The sequence below is a fragment of the Burkholderia cenocepacia genome (assembly GCF_014211915.1).
GTDB lineage: Bacteria > Pseudomonadota > Gammaproteobacteria > Burkholderiales > Burkholderiaceae > Burkholderia > Burkholderia orbicola.
Genome location: NZ_CP060040.1, coordinates 1,225,707 through 1,242,895, shown reverse-complemented (window position 1 = coordinate 1,242,895; position 17,189 = coordinate 1,225,707). Strand labels below are relative to the sequence as shown.

Sequence of the window (17,189 nt, the reverse complement as noted above, 5' to 3'; positions counted from 1 at the left end):
ACCCGCCGCAGCCCGACTGCGTGCTTATACCTGCACGGTGTCGGCGACTTCCTTGAAGTCCTCGATCTGGTCGAAGTTCATGTACTGGTAGATCTTGTCGCCGTTCGCGGTGAGCACGCCCATGTCGGCCATGTACTCTTCCTTGGTCGGGATCTTGCCCAGACGCGAGCAGATCGCCGCCAGTTCAGCGGAGCCGAGGTACACGTTCGTGTTCTTGCCGAGACGGTTCGGGAAGTTGCGGGTCGACGTCGACATGACCGTCGCGCCTTCGCGCACCTGGGCCTGGTTACCCATGCACAGCGAGCAGCCCGGCATTTCGGTTCGTGCGCCGGCCGTGCCGAACACGCCGTAGTGGCCTTCTTCCGTCAGCTGCTTCTGGTCCATCTTGGTCGGCGGCGCGACCCACAGCTTGACCGGAATGTCGCGCTTGCCTTCGAGCAGCTTCGACGCGGCACGGAAGTGACCGATGTTGGTCATGCACGAGCCGATGAACACTTCGTCGATCTTCGCGCCGGCGACGTCGGACAGCGTCTTCACGTCGTCCGGGTCGTTCGGGCATGCAACGATCGGCTCGTGGATGTCGGCGAGGTCGATCTCGATGACGGCCGCGTATTCGGCGTCGGCATCCGGCGACAGCAGTTGCGGGTCGGCCAGCCACTGTTCCATCGCCGCGATGCGGCGTTGCAGGCTGCGCGGGTCCTGGTAGCCCTGCGCGATCATCCACTTGAGCAGCGTGACGTTGCTGTTCAGGTACTCGATGATCGGTTCCTTGTTCAGGTGCACCGTGCAACCGGCAGCCGAACGTTCGGCGGACGCATCCGACAGCTCGAACGCTTGCTCGACCTTCAGGTCCGGCAGGCCTTCGATTTCGAGAATGCGGCCCGAGAAGATGTTCTTCTTGCCCTGCTTGGCGACCGTCAGCATGCCTTGCTTGATCGCGTACAGCGGAATCGCGTTGACGAGGTCACGCAGCGTGACGCCCGGCTGCATCTTGCCCTTGAAGCGGACCAGCACCGATTCCGGCATGTCCAGCGGCATCGTGCCGGTGGCGGCCGCGAATGCGACCAGGCCCGAGCCTGCCGGGAAGCTGATGCCGATCGGGAAGCGGGTGTGCGAATCGCCGCCGGTGCCGACGGTGTCGGGCAGCAGCATGCGGTTCAGCCACGAGTGGATCACGCCGTCTCCCGGGCGCAGCGCGATGCCGCCACGCGTGCTGATGAAGTTCGGCAGCGTCTGGTGCGTCTTCACGTCGACCGGCTTCGGATAAGCGGCGGTGTGGCAGAACGACTGCATCACGAGGTCGGCCGAGAAGCCGAGGCAGGCCAGATCCTTCAGTTCGTCGCGGGTCATCGGCCCCGTGGTGTCCTGCGAGCCGACCGAGGTCATCTTCGGTTCGCAGTACGTGCCCGGGCGCACGCCCTGGCCTTCCGGCAGACCGCACGCGCGGCCGACCATCTTCTGCGCGAGCGAGAAACCCTTGCCGCTGTCGGCCGGCTGGTGCGGCAGGCGGAACAGCGTCGACGGCGCGAGGCCGAGCGCTTCACGCGCCTTCGCGGTCAGGCCGCGGCCGATGATCAGCGGAATGCGGCCGCCTGCGCGCACTTCGTCGAACAGCACGTCGGACTTCACCTGGAATTCGGCGATGACCTTGCCGTCCTTCAGCGCCTTGCCTTCGTACGGGCGCAGTTCGACCACGTCGCCCATGTTCATCTGCGACACGTCGAGTTCGATCGGCAGCGCGCCGGCGTCTTCCATCGTGTTGTAGAAGATCGGGGCGATCTTGCCGCCGAGGCACACGCCGCCGAAGCGCTTGTTCGGGACGAACGGAATGTCTTCGCCGGTGAACCACAGCACCGAGTTGGTGGCCGACTTGCGCGAGGAGCCGGTGCCGACCACGTCGCCGACGTAGGCGACCAGGTGACCCTTTTCCTTCAGCGATTCGATGAACTTGACCGGGCCGCGCTTGCCGTCTTCTTCCGGCGTGATGCCCGGGCGCGCGTTCTTCAGCATCGCCAGCGCGTGCATCGGGATGTCGGGGCGGGTGGTGGCGTCCGGTGCCGGCGACAGGTCGTCGGTGTTGGTTTCGCCGGTGACCTTGAACACGGTGATGGTCAGGCTTTCCGGCACTTCCGGACGGCTCGTGAACCATTCGGCATCGGCCCAGCTCTGCAGCACGGCCTTCGCGTGCGCGTTGCCCTTGTCGGCGAGTTCCTTCACGTCATGGAACTGGTCGAACATCAGCAGGGTTTTCTTCAGCGCGTCGGCGGCGACGGCCGCGACGGCTTCGTCGGACAGCAGCTCGATCAGCGGCTGGATGTTGTAGCCGCCGAGCATCGTGCCGAGCAGCTCGGTCGCGCGTTCGCGCGAGATCAGCGGGCAGGCGGTCTCGCCTTTCGCGACGGCGGCCAGGAAGCCGGCCTTCACGCGGGCGGCTTCGTCGACGCCGGCGGGCACGCGATGGGTGATCAGGTCGAGCAGCGTCTGCTCTTCGCCGGCCGGCGGGTTCGTCAGCAATTCGACCAGTTCGGCGGTCTGCTGAGCCGTCAGCGGCAGGGGAGGAATACCGAGCGCGGCGCGGGCGGCCACGTGAGCACGAAAGTTTTCAAGCATGGGGAGACCTGCTGATATTGCGTTGGAGGGGAAGGCCTTGCCGGCACTCCGGGGCTTTTCCAGGCACTGCTTTGAGCGGGATTCTAATCTCAATGAGGTGGAACGTCAAATGTCTTATGTCTTATATAAGACTTGGCGGTGCGAAAGACGGGAGGCGCGGCTGCATGGCGGAGCGGGCCTTGCCGGGCGGGGTTCGGCGGGCGGATGCCGGGTGTCGGTTCAGGTCGTCGGTGTCGCACATATCTGCACAAGCCCGCAGGAAACGGTACACACGGCGCGCATTCGGATGGCTACGCTGCCTGCACGCAGCTTGAATCGGGTTTCGGAACGGGGAGGCGGAAACATGCGCGCGCCTGCCGATCCGGCCCGAGTGGCGGCGATTCCCTCGACTTCGGCGATTCACGACATGCGCTCCAGAGACGCGATTTTCCTGATGATGGCGCTCGTCGCGTCAGTGGCCGTTCACGCGGCCACGACCGGCGACGCAGCGCGCGACGCGGCCAGCCGGCCGGTCGCGCTGGTCTATCGCGGTCCGGCCGCGTGCGACGGGTGCCCCGAAACCATCGCCACCCGCCTGCGGGAGTCGGACTACCGGTTCCGGGTGATCTACGTGGGGCCGGCGGAACCGCTCAAGATCACGCCCGCGGCGCTGGCCGGTGCGGCGCTCTATGTGCAGCCGGGCGGCGGCCAGGACATTCCAGGCGCGGCGGCGGCCATCGGCCGACATGCAATCAGGGCCGTGCGCCAGTACGTCGCGAACGGCGGCCGATACCTGGGGCTCTGCATGGGCGCGTACCTGGCCGGCGCGCAGGGGTTCGGACTGGTTGCCGGCGATATCGACTCCGAGGTCGACCGGCCGGGTTCGACGCTGCACGGCATCGCCGACACGGTGACGCCGGTCGTCTGGCGCGGGAAAAAGCGCTGGATCTACTACCAGGACGGCGCGAGGCTGCCGGTCGCGCCGCTCGGCTCCGGCGGGATCGTGCTGGCGATCTACCCGAACAAGGACATCGCGGCCGCCACGTACCGCTATGGCAAAGGGCGCGTCGGCCTTGCCGGCCCGCATCCCGAAGCCGATGAAAGCTGGTATCGCGAGAATGGCCTCAAGAACCCGGACGGCGTGGCGCCGGACATGGCCTACGACCTGATCAACGCGACGATGAAGCCGTAGCGAAGCGGCTGCGGCGCACGGCTTATTTGCGTTTGGCCCGGTATGCGTCGAGGTTTTTCCGTGCCTGCGCGCGGATCGCGCGCTGCATGAAGGGCGTCCAGCCGAGCAGCGCGCCTTTCATCCCGAGGGCCTGACGCGCCCAGCGCCACAGGTCGAAATGGTCGCGATGCTCGACGATGCGTCCGTCGCGAAACCGGAAGCGGGCGTCGATCCGGTTGACCACCCTCCGTCCGGTCGCGGCGAACCGGTAGTGTGCGCTCCACTGCGCGCGCCCGGCCTGGTCGTCCGCGGCGACTTCGCCGAACGTCAGCGAGAACTCCTGTGCCCGCGCGACCAGCATTCGCCACATGTCGCGCGCGAGTTCGCCGCGCAGCTCGCCGAACGCGGGATCGCTGAACACGATGTCGTCGGCGTAGCACGCGAGCATCGCGTCGATGTCGCGCTGCTGGAAGGCCGTGTAGAAGCGCTGGATCAACTCGGTGTTCGAATGGGGCATGTTGGGCGTAGCGGGCAGGGAGGGCGGACGGTGACGTCCGTCGAAATGTCGATCGGGGTAGTGGCGGCGGGCAGCGCGAACCGGCGCCCGCACCCGCGACTTCGGGCGTGGCTGGCTCGCCGCCGGATGATGATACGCGTCAGCGCGCCGCCATCGCGACGTCCTGATTGCCCCGGCCCGTCACCAGGCAGCCCGACATGAAGGCCTCGCTCTGGCTGCCGGCGGCGGCTTCGCCGAAGCCGCGACCGAGCGCGTCGGCCTTCACCTGCGCGGCGCCTTGCTCGCACGCGAGCGGGCTGGCGTCGCGGCCCTGCGCGTGCAGGATCGCGCGATCGCCGATGAGATACGCCAGCAGGGCAAAAACAGCGATATGGACGGCTCGTCTCATGGTTCGTCTCCTCGTCGCTCAAGCGTACGCGGACACGTTCGGCGAAGCACTTGGGGCTTCCCCCGGTAAACGTCTGCTGAAAGCGGTGGAGGAGCAGGGCGATCCCGTCCTGTTTTTTCCGTCGCACGACGGCCGGGCAATGCGCGGGAGTTTGACGAATGTCAGGGTGCGGGCGGGCGGCGGCGGTCACGCGACCGTTCAAGGCGATAGCATGAATGCATGATTTGACGGAACGTGATGCGAGGTCGATGCGTCAGGTCCGGCAAGCACGCAGGTGTTGAATATCGCTGTCTAAATAGTGAGGAATCCAAATGTTGAACGTCTCTTCCGTGCTGATCAGTCTTGCCCCGATGTGGGCCATCCTGCTGCTGGCGTCTTCGGCGGCCGCCTATTTCGTGTTCTGGCGCAAGGCCATCGACTGAGCGCCGCGCGACAGCGTGCGCACCATGCGCACGCACGACCCGCCGCTCCCGTTATTGCACCGCCGTCACCGGTACGTTCGAAATCCGCACCAGCCGGGCCATCACGCTGCGCCGGAACACCGCCATCAACGTATGCAGCGGATCATGCCGCGGCGCGACCACCACGATTTCGTCGCAGCCGGTTTCGGTTGCCACGGCCGCGATCGTGTCGGCCACCGGGCCGACCTTCACCACGACGGTGTATTGGACGCCGGCCTCCTTCAGAATCCGCTCCGCCATCGCCAGATCACCGGACGCGAATTTTTCTTCGATCGCACGCAACCGCGACAGCGGGTGCCAGGCCTCGAGCCGTGTCGATTCGAGCGGCGCCTGCACGTTGATCAGCACGACCTCCGATGCGCAGCGCTCGCGATACAGAAACGTCGCATGGCGAACCGCCTGAAGCGAGCGCGGCGAACGACCGACCGGAACCAGCAGCTTGAGCATGGACGATGAACCCGGGAACGAAGTGCTTCCAGCGTAGCGGGCGGCCGCGCGAAACGATCTAAAGAGATCGGCTGGCCGCATAAAAATGTCGTCAACACGCGCGGTCCTGTGGCGCTCCGATTAAAAATATAAGAAATTTAAGTTTATGCGCATAAACGATTTCATCCAGCGTGACGGTCTGGGCAGTTCGGCATGGGACGCGCGGATTCAGTCGGAACCTCAATGAATCGCGGCGGAAAATATCGGAGGTCGAGGACCCGGCGTCACGTAGAGTAGAGCATCGGCCGCGGCGCGGCGGCTTCCCGGCGGGCAGGGGAGCGAGCGCCGTCAAGCGGCCCGCCATTCCGACTCCAGGAGACCCCGCATGCCGCACGGCGCCCCGCAGTTTCTCGCTCCCGCTTCCATTTCCGTCGATCCGATCGTGCGCCTGTCGGCCGGCGAACTCTCGTCGGCGATCCGCACCAAGGCGGTTTCGTGCGCCGAGACGATGCGTGCGTATCTCGATCACATCGAGCGCGTGAACGGCGCGGTCAACGCGATCGTCGCGCTGCGCGACCGCGATGCGCTGCTGGCGGAAGCCGCGGAAAAGGACGCGGAGCTGGCGCGTGGCGAATACCGCGGCTGGCTGCACGGGATGCCGCAGGCGCCGAAGGATCTGGCGATGACGAAGGGGCTGCGCACGACCTACGGCTCGCCGATCTTCCGCGAGAACGTGCCGCAGGCCGATTCCGTCGGCGTCGCACGGATGCGTGCGGCGGGCGCGATCTTCATCGGCAAGACCAATACACCCGAGTTCGGGCTCGGTTCGCACACGTTCAACGAGGTCTACGGCGCGACGCGCAACCCGTACGACCTGACGAAGAGCGCGGGCGGCAGCAGCGGCGGCACGGCGGCGGCGCTCGCGTCGCGGATGCTGCCGGTGGCGGACGGCAGCGATTTCGGCGGGTCGCTGCGCAATCCGGCCGCGTTCTGCAACATCGTCGGCTTCCGTCCGTCGCAGGGCCGCGTGCCGCGCTGGCCGGGCGTCGACGTGTTCATGCAGCAGCTCGGCATCGAAGGGCCGATGGGCCGCACCGTCGGCGACGTCGCGCAACTGCTCGCGATCCAGGCCGGCTACGACCGCAACGATCCGCTGTCGCTCGCGGAAGATCCGGCGGTGTTCGCGCAGCCGCTCGACGCGGACCTGCGTGGCAAGCGCATCGCGTGGGTCGGCGACTGGAACGGCTATCTCGCGACCGAGGCCGGCGTGCTCGCGCAGTGCGAGCACGGTCTGGCGACGCTGCGCGAGATCGGCTGCGACGTCGATGCCGCGCTGCCGGCGTTCGCGCCCGACCGGATCTGGCGTTTGTGGCTCACGCACCGGCACCTGCTGTCGGGCGGCGGGCTGCTCGCGCACTATCGCGACCCGGCGCGCCGCGCGTTGCTGAAGCCCGAGGCGATCTACGAGGTCGAAGGGCTGCTCGCGCTGCAGGGCGCGGCGGTGTTCGATGCGAGCGTCGAACGGACCGCATGGCATCAGGCGGTGCTGAGCTTCTTCGACCGCTACGACTTCGTCGCGGCGCCGACCGCGCAGGTGTTCCCGTTCGACGTCGAGCAGCGGTGGCCGAAGGAGATCGCGGGCCGCGCGATGGACACGTACCACCGCTGGATGGAAACGGTCGTGCCGTGGACGCTGGCCGGCTGCCCGGTGATCAACGTGCCGGTCGGCTTCAACGACGCGGGGTTGCCGATGGGGATGCAACTGATCGGGCGCCCGCGCGCCGATCTCGCCGTGCTGCAGCTCGCGCACGGTTACGAGCAGGCGGCCGACTGGGTGACGCGGCGCGTGCCGGCGTGGATGGCGGCGTGATGGCGCGGCCGGCAGGCGGGTGGTAAACGGTAGCCGCCGGTAGCCGGCAGCAGCCGGCAGCCGGGCGACGAAACGGGCGGCGACGCGCTGCCCGTTTCGTTTTGCATCGCTCGACGCGAAGCGCGCCGGCAAATGCGTTTCATCGCGTCGCGGGCGCGTGCCGCAGCCGGCGCCCATTGATGCAACCCGAGAAAGAATCGCGATGCGTGCCCGACATCGCGCGGCAAACGTGCGCGAATCTGCGCGACGGGGCGCGCCGCTCGCCGAATTGCAAGCAGCGGCGCGGCCTGATTTCGTTTCGATGTGTTTCAGTCGTTGCGGCGGCGCGCGACGCGCTTCGACAATATCGCCTCGACAATTCGGGCACGAGGGAAACACATGAAGCACATTCGCGCGACGGGCCGGCATCTGGCCTCGGCAGGCATCGCGTTCGGCCTTCTGGTGAGCGGTGCCGCGCACGCGCAGCTCGACCTGCAGTCGATCGGCGCGTCACTGCTCGGCGGCGGGCAGCAGCAGGCGGCGCCTGCGCAGGGCGGTGTCGCGCAGTTGCTGCAGGCCTATGTCGGTGCGAACCAGCAGGTGCTGAACGGCCAGTCGTCGCTCGCGTCGGCGATGGGGCTGACGGGGGCCGCCGGGCAGGCGCAACAGGCCGCGAGCCAGTTGTCCGGCGGCGATGCACTGTCGCCGGCCACGCTGTCGCAGATGGGCGGCGCGCAGCAATCGGTGTCGCAGGCGCTCGGCCAGGCGTTCGCGAGCGGCGGCGCCACGCACGGCCCGATCGACAAGCAGGCGTTCAGCAATGGCCTCGCGTCGCTCGGCCAGGGGCTCACGCAGTATTCGCAGCTGCAGTCCGGGCTCGGTAGTCTCGGCTCGACGAGCGCCGCGTCGCTGCTGCAGTCGGGCCTGAATCCGCAGAACATGCAGGCCGCGACGTATATCGCGCAAAGCGCGCCGGGCCAGTTGCAGTCGCTTGCCGCGACGCTCGGCCAGGCCGTGCAGTTCGCGACGAGTCAGGGCATTTCGGTGCCGCCGGTGGCGTCGTCCGCGCTGAAGCTGCTGCCGTAACGTAGTGCCGGTGCCGGTGCCGGTGCCGGTGCCGGTGCCGGTGCCGGTGCGAGCGCGATGCGCGGCCGGCATCGCGCGCGCCGGCTACGCACGATAGTCCCGCACACCATGGGGATTTCGCGCAATGCTATCGTGGCGTGTTCCCTTATCGGTGCCGGTTCATGACTGACTCGTTCGACCTCTCGCGCTATTTCTCCCGCATCGGCTACGACGGCCCGGCCGAGCCGACGCTCGACGTGCTGCGCCGGCTGCACCTGCTGCACCCGCAGGCGATTCCGTTCGAAAACCTCAATCCGCTGACCGGCGCGCGCGTCGCGCTCGACCTGCCCGCGCTCGTCGACAAAGTGATCGAGCGCCGCCGCGGCGGCTACTGCTTCGAACTCAACAAGCTGTTCTACACCGCGCTCACGACGATCGGTTTTCGCGTGACGCCGCTGATCGCGCGCGTGCGCTGGATGCGGCCGCCCGAGATCGTCACCGCGCAGACGCACATGCTGCTGCGCATCGACCTCGACGGCGCGGCGTGGCTCGCGGACATCGGCTTCGGCAGCGCGACGCTGACCGCGCCGCTGCGCTTCGTGCCGGGCGAGCGGCAACTGACGCCGCACGGCGCGTTTCGCGTGATCGACGCGCCGGTCGACGGCGAATTCGACATGCAGTTCGAAATTCCCGACGGCTGGCAGACGACCTACCGCTTCTCGCTGAAGCCGGCCGAATGGATCGATTACGACGCCGCGAACTGGTTCACGTCGACGTATCCCGAATCGATCTTCGTGAACGACCTGATCGCGTGCCGCGTGCTGCCGGACGGCCGCGCGGCGCTGCTCAACACCGTGCTGACGCTGCGCGACGCGGCCGGGGCCGGGCGCACGGTCACGTTCGACAACGCAGCCGACTGGGCCGCGTGCCTGCGCGACACGATCGGCATCGATACGGCGGGATTCGATCTCGACGCGCTGTTCGCGCGGCTCGCGGCGCGCGCCGCAAAGTAACGCGGACGCACGACCTCCGACGGCGGCCCCTGCACCCATGCCGCCATCGTTCTCGATTGACTTTTGCTAGATTGCTAGCATACTAGTACCCATGACCGACGAAGAAGTGAAGCAATTCAACGTGTACCTGCCGCTCGGCCTGATCCGGCAGGTCAAGCATCGCGCCATCGAGACGGAGCAATCGCTGTCCGCGCTGGTGGCCGACGCGTTGCGCGCGTATCTGGCCGCGCCGCCGCCCGGCGCGGGACCGTCCAACCAGGAGGAGTGAGCATGTCATCCGAACGAATCGAAGCCGTGTATCTGACCACGCACAACTGGGGCAAGTCGGCGAAATTCTTTCAGGCACTGGGCTTCAAGCTGGAATTCGAAACCGATCACCATTCGGGCCAGTTGCGCAGCGGCGACGGTCCGTTCCTGTTCATCGCCGAAGTGCCGCCGAGCGAAAAGCCCGACATGCAGGTTGTGCTCAAGGTGGCCGACGAGCAGGCGGTGCAGCCCCAGCCGATCGTCGACGCCGTCACGCCGTTCGAGGACACGCACTGGGGCACGCGCGACATGACCGTGCGCGATCCGGACGGCCGCGTGTGGCGCCTGCAGGCGCCGGGCAAGCAGGGCGCGTGAGGCCGACATGACGGATAACCGCGAAGACGATGCGCCCGACAGCACGGCCGCACGCGTCGCGCTGTGGCGCGCGTTGCACGTCGAGCTCGACGCGCCGCCGCATGTGCTCGCAGACGAAATCGGGCTGCAATTGCTCGCGCCCGAACCCGGCTGGCAGCAGCGCGGCGACATGGACCCGCAGTTCACGCGGCCGTTTCGCGCGTCGATCGTCGCGCGGGCGCGCTTCATCGAGGATCTCGTGACCGAGCAGGCCGCGCGCGGCGTGCGCCAGTACGTGATCCTGGGCGCGGGGCTCGACAGCTTCGTGCAGCGCCGGCCGGAGATGGCATCGCGCGTGACCGTGTTCGAAGTCGACCAGCCGGCGCCGCAGCGCTGGAAACAACGCCGCCTGGTCGAACTCGGCTACGGCGTGCCCGACTGGCTGCGCTTCGTGCCGGTCGATTTCGAGGCGAAGCAGTCGTGGCGCGACGCGCTCGTCGGCGCGGGCTTCGATGCCGGCCAGCCGGCGGTCGTGGTGTCCACCGGCGTCAGCATGTATCTGACGCGCGAAGCGAATGCGGCCGCGCTGCGCGAAGTGGCGTCGCTCGCGTCGGGGTCGACGTTCGCGATGACGTTCCTGCTGCCGCTGGAGAACGCGGCTCCGGACGTGCGCCCGGGGCTGGAAATGGCCGCGAAGGGCGCGCGGGCGAGCGGCACGCCGTTCATCAGCTTCTTCATGCCGGACCAGATCCGGGCGCTCGCTCGGGAGGCCGGCTTTGCGAAGGCCGAACACGTGTCGGCCGCCGAGCTGACGCGCCGTTATTTCGCCGATCGCACGGACGGCCTGCGGCCGCCGAACCACGCGGAAGAGCTGCTGGTCGCGACGGTCTGAGCCGTCGCTACCGTCATGCTCGTCACGCCCGTTCGAGCACGGCCATTTCCCGCACGACCACGAGCAGCACCGCGAGGCTCGCGCCGCCGGATGCGCGCAGATCCGCGAGCAGGTGCTCGTAGCGCGCGAGCGCGGCCTCGCGGCGCGCGCGCCACGCGCCGACGATCGTGTCAGGCGTGGTCGAATCCGGCGATTCCGCGAGCGCGCTGGTCGCGAGCGTGCGCTTGAGCCGCGCGACTTCCGCGAGTGCGGCGGCGCGCGCGAGCATGTCCCAGTGCGTCGGTGTCGGCAGGTTCGCCGCGCGTTCGCCGATCCAGCCGTAATTGAGCAGCGTGCCGAGCGAGAAATAGACGCCGGCGACGAGTTCGAGGCTGCGGTTGCAGGTCGCCGCCACTTCGGCGATGTCGAGCAGCGCGGCCGAGATGTCGCCGCTCGCGACGCGTACCGCGAGCGCGCTGTCGACGCCGGCGTCGACCAGCACGCGCTGCCGCTCGGACAGCGCTTCCAGATCGTCGGCCGGCAGCAGCGAAGGCAGTTGCGGCGCGATCCGCTGCACCGCGTCGCGGCAACGCGCGATCAATCCGGCGACGCCGCCGTCGGCCACCGCGCCCGACTGCAGATGCCGCAGGAACCACAGCGCCGCGCGCTCCAGCAGCCGCGCGACATCGACGAACATGCGCGCCTGCACGTCGTCGGCGACGCGGTTGTCGAGCGCGTCGATGTCGCGCCACACCGCATCGAGGTCGAATACGTCGCGCGCCATGATGCAGGCGCGCACGATGTCGCCCGGCTTCGCGTCGGTTTCCTCCATCAGCCGGTGCACGAATGCGCAGCCGACGCGGTTCACGAGCGCGTTGGTCAGGTGCGTCGCGAGAATCTCGCGGCGCAGCGGATGGCGGCGCATCGGCTCGCTGAAGCGCTGTTGCAGCGGCTTCGGGAAGTAGTCGACGAGCATCGCGGCCACGAGCGGGTCCTCGGGCACGTCGGATTCGAGCAGCGCATCGTAGAGCCACATCTTGCTGTACGCGAGCAGCACCGCACGCTCAGGCGACGTGAGGCCGAGCTTCGCGGCCTGCCGCTCGGCGACTTCGTCGTCGGTCGGCAGGAATTCGATCACGCGGTTCAGGCGGCCGGCGCGTTCGAGCCAGCGCATCAGCCGCGCCTCGGCGTCGAGCAGCTCGACCGCGTAGCGGCCCGCGATCGACAGCGCCTGCGTCTGGTAGTAGTTGTCGCGCAGCACGAGCAGGCCGACTTCGTCGGTCATTTCAGCGAGCAGCGCGTTGCGCTGCTTCTCGGTCATCTCGCCGTCGGACACGACGAGCCCGAGCAGGATCTTGATGTTGACTTCGTGATCCGAACAATCGACGCCGGCCGAGTTGTCGATCGCATCGGTATTGATGCGGCCGCCGCGCTGCGCGAACTCGATGCGGCCGAACTGCGTGCAGCCGAGATTGCCGCCTTCGCCGACCACCTTGCAGCGCAGGTCCGCACCGTTCACGCGCACCGCGTCGTTCGCGCGGTCGCCGACCTGTGCGTGGGTTTCGCGCGCGGCCTTCACGTAGGTGCCGATGCCGCCGTTGTACAGCAGGTCGACCGGCGCCTGCAGGATCGCGCGGATCAGCTCGGTCGGCGGCAGCGCGTGCGCGTCGATGCCGAGCGCGGCCTGTACCACCGGCGACAGCGGGATCGTCTTCGCGGTGCGCGGATACACGCCGCCGCCCGCCGAGATCACCGACGTATCGTAGTCGGCCCAGCTCGAGCGTTCGAGCGCGAACATGCGCTGGCGTTCCGCGAAGCTCGTCGCCGGATCGGGGTTCGGGTCGAGGAACACGTGCCGGTGATCGAACGCGGCGACGAGCCGGATATGCGGCGACAGCAGCATTCCGTTGCCGAACACGTCGCCCGACATGTCGCCGACGCCGACCACGGTGAAGTCGGTCGCCTGCGTGTCGATGCCCATTTCGCGGAAGTGCCGCTTCACCGATTCCCATGCACCGCGCGCGGTGATCGCCATCTTCTTGTGGTCGTAGCCGACCGAGCCGCCGGACGCGAACGCGTCGTCGAGCCAGAAGCCGTATTCGTGCGAAATCGCGTTCGCATAGTCGGAGAAGGTGGCCGTGCCCTTGTCGGCGGCGACGACGAGATACGGATCGTCGGGGTCGTGGCGCACCACGTCGGGCGGCGGCACGATCGCGTTGCCGGCGAGGTTGTCGGTGAGGTCGAGCAGCCCGCGCAGGAACGTCTGGTAGCACGCGATGCCTTCGCGCATCCACGCTTCGCGATCGCTCTGCGGCGGCGGGTTCTTCACGACGAAGCCGCCTTTCGAGCCGACCGGCACGATCACGACGTTCTTCACCATCTGCGCCTTCATCAGCCCGAGCACCTCGGTGCGGAAATCCTCGCGGCGATCCGACCAGCGCAGCCCGCCGCGTGCGACGCGCCCGCCGCGCAGGTGCACGCCCTCGACCCGCGGCGAGTACACCCAGATCTCGAACATCGGCTTCGGTTCGGGCAGGCCGGGCACCTTCGCCGGGTTGAACTTGAACGACAGGTACGGCTTCGGCTCGCCGTTCGCGTCGGCGAGGAAGTAGTTCGTGCGCTCGGTCGCGTTGATCACGCCGAGGAACTGGCGCAGGATGCGGTCCTCGTCGAGGTTCGGCACCTGGTCGAGCGCGCCTTCGATCGCCTTCAGCAGGCGTTCGGCCTGCACGTCGCGCGTGTTGCCGATGCGCGGGTCGAAGCGCAGCAGGAACAGCTCGACGAGTTGGCGCGCGATCGCCGGATTGCCGGTCAGCGCGCGTTCGATATATGCGTCGCTGAAGGTCGAGCCGACCTGCCGCAGGTATTTCGCATACGCGCGCAGGATCGTCACTTCGCGTGCGCTCAGATGGGCGCGCAGCACGAGGCGATTGAAGTCGTCGTTCTCGATCCGGCCGCTCCAGATCCGGTCGAACGCATCCTCGAACAGGCCTTTCACGCGCTCGATGTCGAACTCGGTATCGTCCGCGAGCTCGAGGCCGAAATCGTGTATCCACGCATGCGCGCCATCCTGCGTCTGAATCCGGTATGGCCGCTCCTCGTCGACGCGCACGCCGAGATGTTCGAGCATCGGCAGGCTGCGCGACAGCGCGATCGGGTCGCCCGCGCGATAGACCTTGAAGCGGAACGCACGCGGCCCGGCCTCGATCGGCCGGTACAGGTTCATCGCGAGCTGGCCCGAGTCCTTCACGCGCTCGATCAGCTCGATGTCGCGCACGGCCGTGCGCGCCGGATAGTCGTCGCGATAGCCGGCCGGGAACGACTCGGCATAGCGTTGCAGCAGGCGGTTGCCTTGCTCTTCGCCGAATGCGTCGAGCAGCGCGTCGGCGAGATCGTCCTGCCAGCGGCGCGTGACCTGCACGAGCCGCGTTTCGAGTTCGCGCGTGTCGACGTCGGGCATCGAGCCCGGTTCAGCATGCACGACGAAATGAATGCGCGCGATCGCCGATTCCGACAGCAGCGGCGTGAATTCGACGTTCACGCCGTTGTACGCGTCGACCAGCAGCTTCGCGATGCGGCGGCGCAGGTCGGTGTTGTACTTGTCGCGCGGCACGAACACGAGACACGACACGAAGCGGTCGAACCGGTCGCGCCGTACGAACAGGCGCGTGCGCTGGTGCTCCTGCAGGCGCAGGATGCCGAGCGCGATGTCGTAGAGCTGGTCTTCGTCGGCCTGGAACAGTTCGTCGCGCGGATAGGTTTCGAGCACCGTCACGAGGGACTTGCCGAGATGCCCTTTCGGCAAAAAGCCCGCGCGTCGCAGGATGTTCGCGCACTTGCGGCGCACGATCGGGATCTCGGCCGTCGACACCATGTACGCGGTCGACGTGTAGAGCCCGATGAAGCGGCGCTCGCCGACGACCTTGCCGTCGGCGCCGACGAGTTTCACGCCGACGTAGTCGAGATAGCCGGGCCGGTGCACGGTCGCGCGCGAATTCGCCTTGGTCAGGAAGATCGGCCATGCGCCGGTGATGATGTCGGCGGCGGCCTGCGGCAGCGGCGTCACGTCGGGCGCGTCGGACGTGCGCAGCGATTCGCGCAGGATGCCGAAGCCCGAGCCCTCGATGCCGCGCAGGCCGAAGCCCGTGCCGTCCGACACGAGCGCGTAGTCGCGCTGACCGAGGAACGTGAAGTGATCGGCGGCCATCCATTCGAGGAATGCGCGCGCCTCGATGTCTTCCGCGGTCGCTTCGCGCGCCTTCATCTCCTTGATCGTCGCGCGGGCGATGTCGACGATCTTCGGCCAGTCCTCGACCGACGCGCGCACGTCGCCGAGCACGCGCGCGATGTCCTCGCGCAGCGTGTCGAGCAATGCGGCGTCGCCGCAGCGGTCGACTTCGAAATGGATGAACGACGCGAGTTGCGACTGGCCGTCGCTCGAGGTTGCGCCGCCGGCGTCGACTCGCTCGATGCCGCCGCCAGCGCCGCGCCAGATGCGGAACACCGGATGCAGCGCCGAATGCAGCGCGAGCCCGAGACGGTTGACGGCCATCGTCACCGAGTCGACCAGGAACGGCATGTCGTCGTTGACGATCTCGATCACCGTGTGGTCGGAATGCCAGCCGTGCTGTTCGAGGATCGGGTTGTACACGCGCAGGCGTTCGCTGCCGGGCACGAATTTCTGGGCGGTCTGCCAGTGCGCCATCGCAGCGCCGTACAGGTCGGCGATGCTGCGGTTCTGCAGATCGTCGGCGTCGACGAAATCGTAGTAGTGACGCAGGAAGGGTTCGACGATCCGGAACGTGGCTTCGGGCAGGCGGGCGCGCGCGAATTCGACGACATCGGAGAGCAGGTGTGCGACGACTTCCTCGTTCTTCGCTTCCATGGCGGTCTCCGTCGGGTGGCCATTGGCTGCTGCGTCTGTCCGGCATTATGCGCCGATTGCGTGACAAAGCGATGTGCGGGTGCACAAGGGCGGCGGGTGTGAGGCGGGCATCTGCAGCGCCCGTAGCCGGACGCTGCAGATGTGGGTCAAGTCAACTCCGGCGGCTTCAGGTCGGGATGTCGCATGTAGAGCGGGTTCATGAAGTCGAGTAGCATCGTGTTCAATAGCGAGGAAACGAAGTCGCGATAGGCGATGAATTCTGAATCCGGGCACGACGCCTTGACTGTCAGCAGAGAGCGATCGAGATCGGCCCCCATTTGTAGGATCATATCGTTCAGGGCATGCGCGACTTGCTTGTCCGTGATCATGGGGTTCACCTTGTTAGCATCCGGCTAGTGCGTTGCAACTGTTGACGCAGTTCCAGAATTTGAAACCGAAGTTGCCGGTCGGTAGGGTCATTGCAGAACACTTTGCGCGGCACATCTCCCTCCATTGTGCGCAGGAGGTGTTTCTGGGCTGGGGCTTCGTGCCCGGAGCGTTGTCGGTAGTCGGAGGCGCGACGAAAATGAAGTTCGTCGATTCTCGCTTCGTCGTATAGATAACGGTGAGATCTTCCGAAAACAACAGCGCCGCATCAAATTCATGACCGAACCTCGGGGCACAGGATGACGTTGTTGGCGATAGCGTCAGATTCAATCCATCTTCCGGACCGCCGGATTTGATTTTCCCGGTCAGCCTGCATTGACCGATATCGACGGTTGCATCGACAAGGTTTTTTTCGATACGAAACTTGACAGGGGTGTCGGAGATTGTCGCCAGCCAGCTCCCCGCACGGACCCCGCCGCGAGTTTTGGTTTTGGAGTGGTATGGTTTGGCAACGAAGCTGGTGGTTTCGCCGCTACTGCTCAGCATGACGCCGATTGATCGACTACTCGTCTCTTGAATTCCAACCGTAACGTTGGATGAAGTCGACGTCCCCGGAACGTGGTCGACGCCATTTGATCCATCGCGTCGATCGTATACGATGTATCCAGAAATGTTCTCTTTGTTTCCGTATACAACTAGAAAGCGGTTGTCGGAGGCCTTGATGATTTTGTACGCCGTTCCATTCTCATTGGCTTCCCATGTTTCGAGAGGAGCGGTGGAGCGGTGATCTTGCTTCGTGTCGGACGTCGTGGATACGGATTTGCAGGCGCCGGGATTCGCGAAGGAAATCAACGAAAAAAGCAGGGCGGCGGAGTAACCTTGGAGTGTTCTGATTTTCACGGTGTCTACTTGCAGTAATGAGTTGAGTGTCGGCATGAATTTGCGTGCCGGAGTTCATTGCTGGCGATGACACCGATGAAGGTGAGTG

15 protein-coding genes are annotated in these 17,189 nt (G+C 66.7%); 8 read left to right on the top strand and 7 right to left on the bottom strand.

What is annotated here, in order from left to right; all coding sequences use genetic code 11:
- Nucleotides 1-24: 24 nt before the first annotated feature.
- On the bottom strand, nucleotides 25-2,610 hold the full coding sequence (acnB, locus tag SY91_RS22020; protein ID WP_011547436.1) for a bifunctional aconitate hydratase 2/2-methylisocitrate dehydratase: 2,586 nt from the start codon (nucleotides 2,608-2,610) through the stop codon (nucleotides 25-27).
- 343 nt (nucleotides 2,611-2,953) lie between these two features.
- Between acnB and SY91_RS22015 the strand changes: the two genes are divergently transcribed.
- Complete coding sequence (locus SY91_RS22015) at nucleotides 2,954-3,781, top strand: BPL-N domain-containing protein (protein WP_226240403.1); 828 nt, start codon at nucleotides 2,954-2,956, stop codon at nucleotides 3,779-3,781.
- 22 nt (nucleotides 3,782-3,803) lie between these two features.
- Here SY91_RS22015 and SY91_RS22010 read toward each other — a convergent pair whose 3' ends face one another.
- Nucleotides 3,804-4,277: a nuclear transport factor 2 family protein gene (locus SY91_RS22010; protein WP_023475904.1), complete on the bottom strand. Its 474-nt coding sequence runs from the start codon at nucleotides 4,275-4,277 to the stop codon at nucleotides 3,804-3,806.
- 139 nt (nucleotides 4,278-4,416) lie between these two features.
- The gene (locus SY91_RS22005) at nucleotides 4,417-4,665 is read right to left on the bottom strand and encodes a hypothetical protein (protein ID WP_006478739.1); all 249 of its coding nucleotides are present in this window, start codon (nucleotides 4,663-4,665) and stop codon (nucleotides 4,417-4,419) included.
- On the opposite strand from SY91_RS22005, the gene SY91_RS22000 reads away from it, so the two are divergent.
- A complete protein-coding gene (locus tag SY91_RS22000; protein ID WP_077216015.1) occupies nucleotides 4,664-4,888 on the top strand; it encodes a hypothetical protein in 225 nt (74 codons plus the stop codon). The two genes, SY91_RS22005 and SY91_RS22000, sit on opposite strands and share 2 nt — an antisense overlap.
- A gap of 250 nt (nucleotides 4,889-5,138) precedes the next feature.
- Here SY91_RS22000 and SY91_RS21995 read toward each other — a convergent pair whose 3' ends face one another.
- Nucleotides 5,139-5,573 (bottom strand): universal stress protein, encoded by a 435-nt coding sequence (locus tag SY91_RS21995; protein ID WP_023475903.1) that lies wholly within the window; start codon nucleotides 5,571-5,573, stop codon nucleotides 5,139-5,141.
- Nucleotides 5,574-5,937: 364 nt separating this feature from the next.
- Between SY91_RS21995 and SY91_RS21990 the strand changes: the two genes are divergently transcribed.
- From SY91_RS21990 to SY91_RS21965, 6 genes are all read left to right on the top strand, one after another.
- A complete protein-coding gene (locus SY91_RS21990) occupies nucleotides 5,938-7,422 on the top strand; it encodes an amidase (RefSeq protein WP_023475901.1) in 1,485 nt (494 codons plus the stop codon).
- 378 nt (nucleotides 7,423-7,800) lie between these two features.
- Complete coding sequence (locus SY91_RS21985) at nucleotides 7,801-8,487, top strand: hypothetical protein (protein WP_006478743.1); 687 nt, start codon at nucleotides 7,801-7,803, stop codon at nucleotides 8,485-8,487.
- A gap of 161 nt (nucleotides 8,488-8,648) precedes the next feature.
- Entirely contained in the window at nucleotides 8,649-9,479 is an 831-nt protein-coding gene (locus tag SY91_RS21980; protein ID WP_023475900.1) for an arylamine N-acetyltransferase family protein, read from the top strand.
- 91 nt (nucleotides 9,480-9,570) lie between these two features.
- The gene (locus tag SY91_RS21975) at nucleotides 9,571-9,747 is read left to right on the top strand and encodes a ribbon-helix-helix domain-containing protein (protein WP_006478745.1); all 177 of its coding nucleotides are present in this window, start codon (nucleotides 9,571-9,573) and stop codon (nucleotides 9,745-9,747) included.
- A gap of 2 nt (nucleotides 9,748-9,749) precedes the next feature.
- Nucleotides 9,750-10,100, top strand: coding sequence for a VOC family protein (locus SY91_RS21970; protein WP_023475899.1), 351 nt, complete (start codon nucleotides 9,750-9,752; stop codon nucleotides 10,098-10,100).
- A gap of 7 nt (nucleotides 10,101-10,107) precedes the next feature.
- Nucleotides 10,108-10,971 carry a class I SAM-dependent methyltransferase gene (locus SY91_RS21965; RefSeq protein ID WP_023475898.1) on the top strand — a complete coding sequence of 288 codons (864 nt, stop codon included), beginning with the start codon at nucleotides 10,108-10,110 and terminating at the stop codon, nucleotides 10,969-10,971.
- Nucleotides 10,972-10,993: 22 nt separating this feature from the next.
- Here SY91_RS21965 and SY91_RS21960 read toward each other — a convergent pair whose 3' ends face one another.
- From SY91_RS21960 to SY91_RS21950, 3 genes are all read right to left on the bottom strand, one after another.
- Nucleotides 10,994-15,835, bottom strand: coding sequence for an NAD-glutamate dehydrogenase (locus SY91_RS21960; RefSeq protein WP_023475897.1), 4,842 nt, complete (start codon nucleotides 15,833-15,835; stop codon nucleotides 10,994-10,996).
- A 146-nt stretch (nucleotides 15,836-15,981) separates the two neighbouring features.
- Nucleotides 15,982-16,203, bottom strand: coding sequence for a hypothetical protein (locus SY91_RS21955; protein ID WP_012339784.1), 222 nt, complete (start codon nucleotides 16,201-16,203; stop codon nucleotides 15,982-15,984).
- 13 nt (nucleotides 16,204-16,216) lie between these two features.
- Entirely contained in the window at nucleotides 16,217-17,137 is a 921-nt protein-coding gene (locus SY91_RS21950) for a hypothetical protein (RefSeq protein WP_124476819.1), read from the bottom strand.
- Nucleotides 17,138-17,189 lie beyond the last annotated feature (52 nt).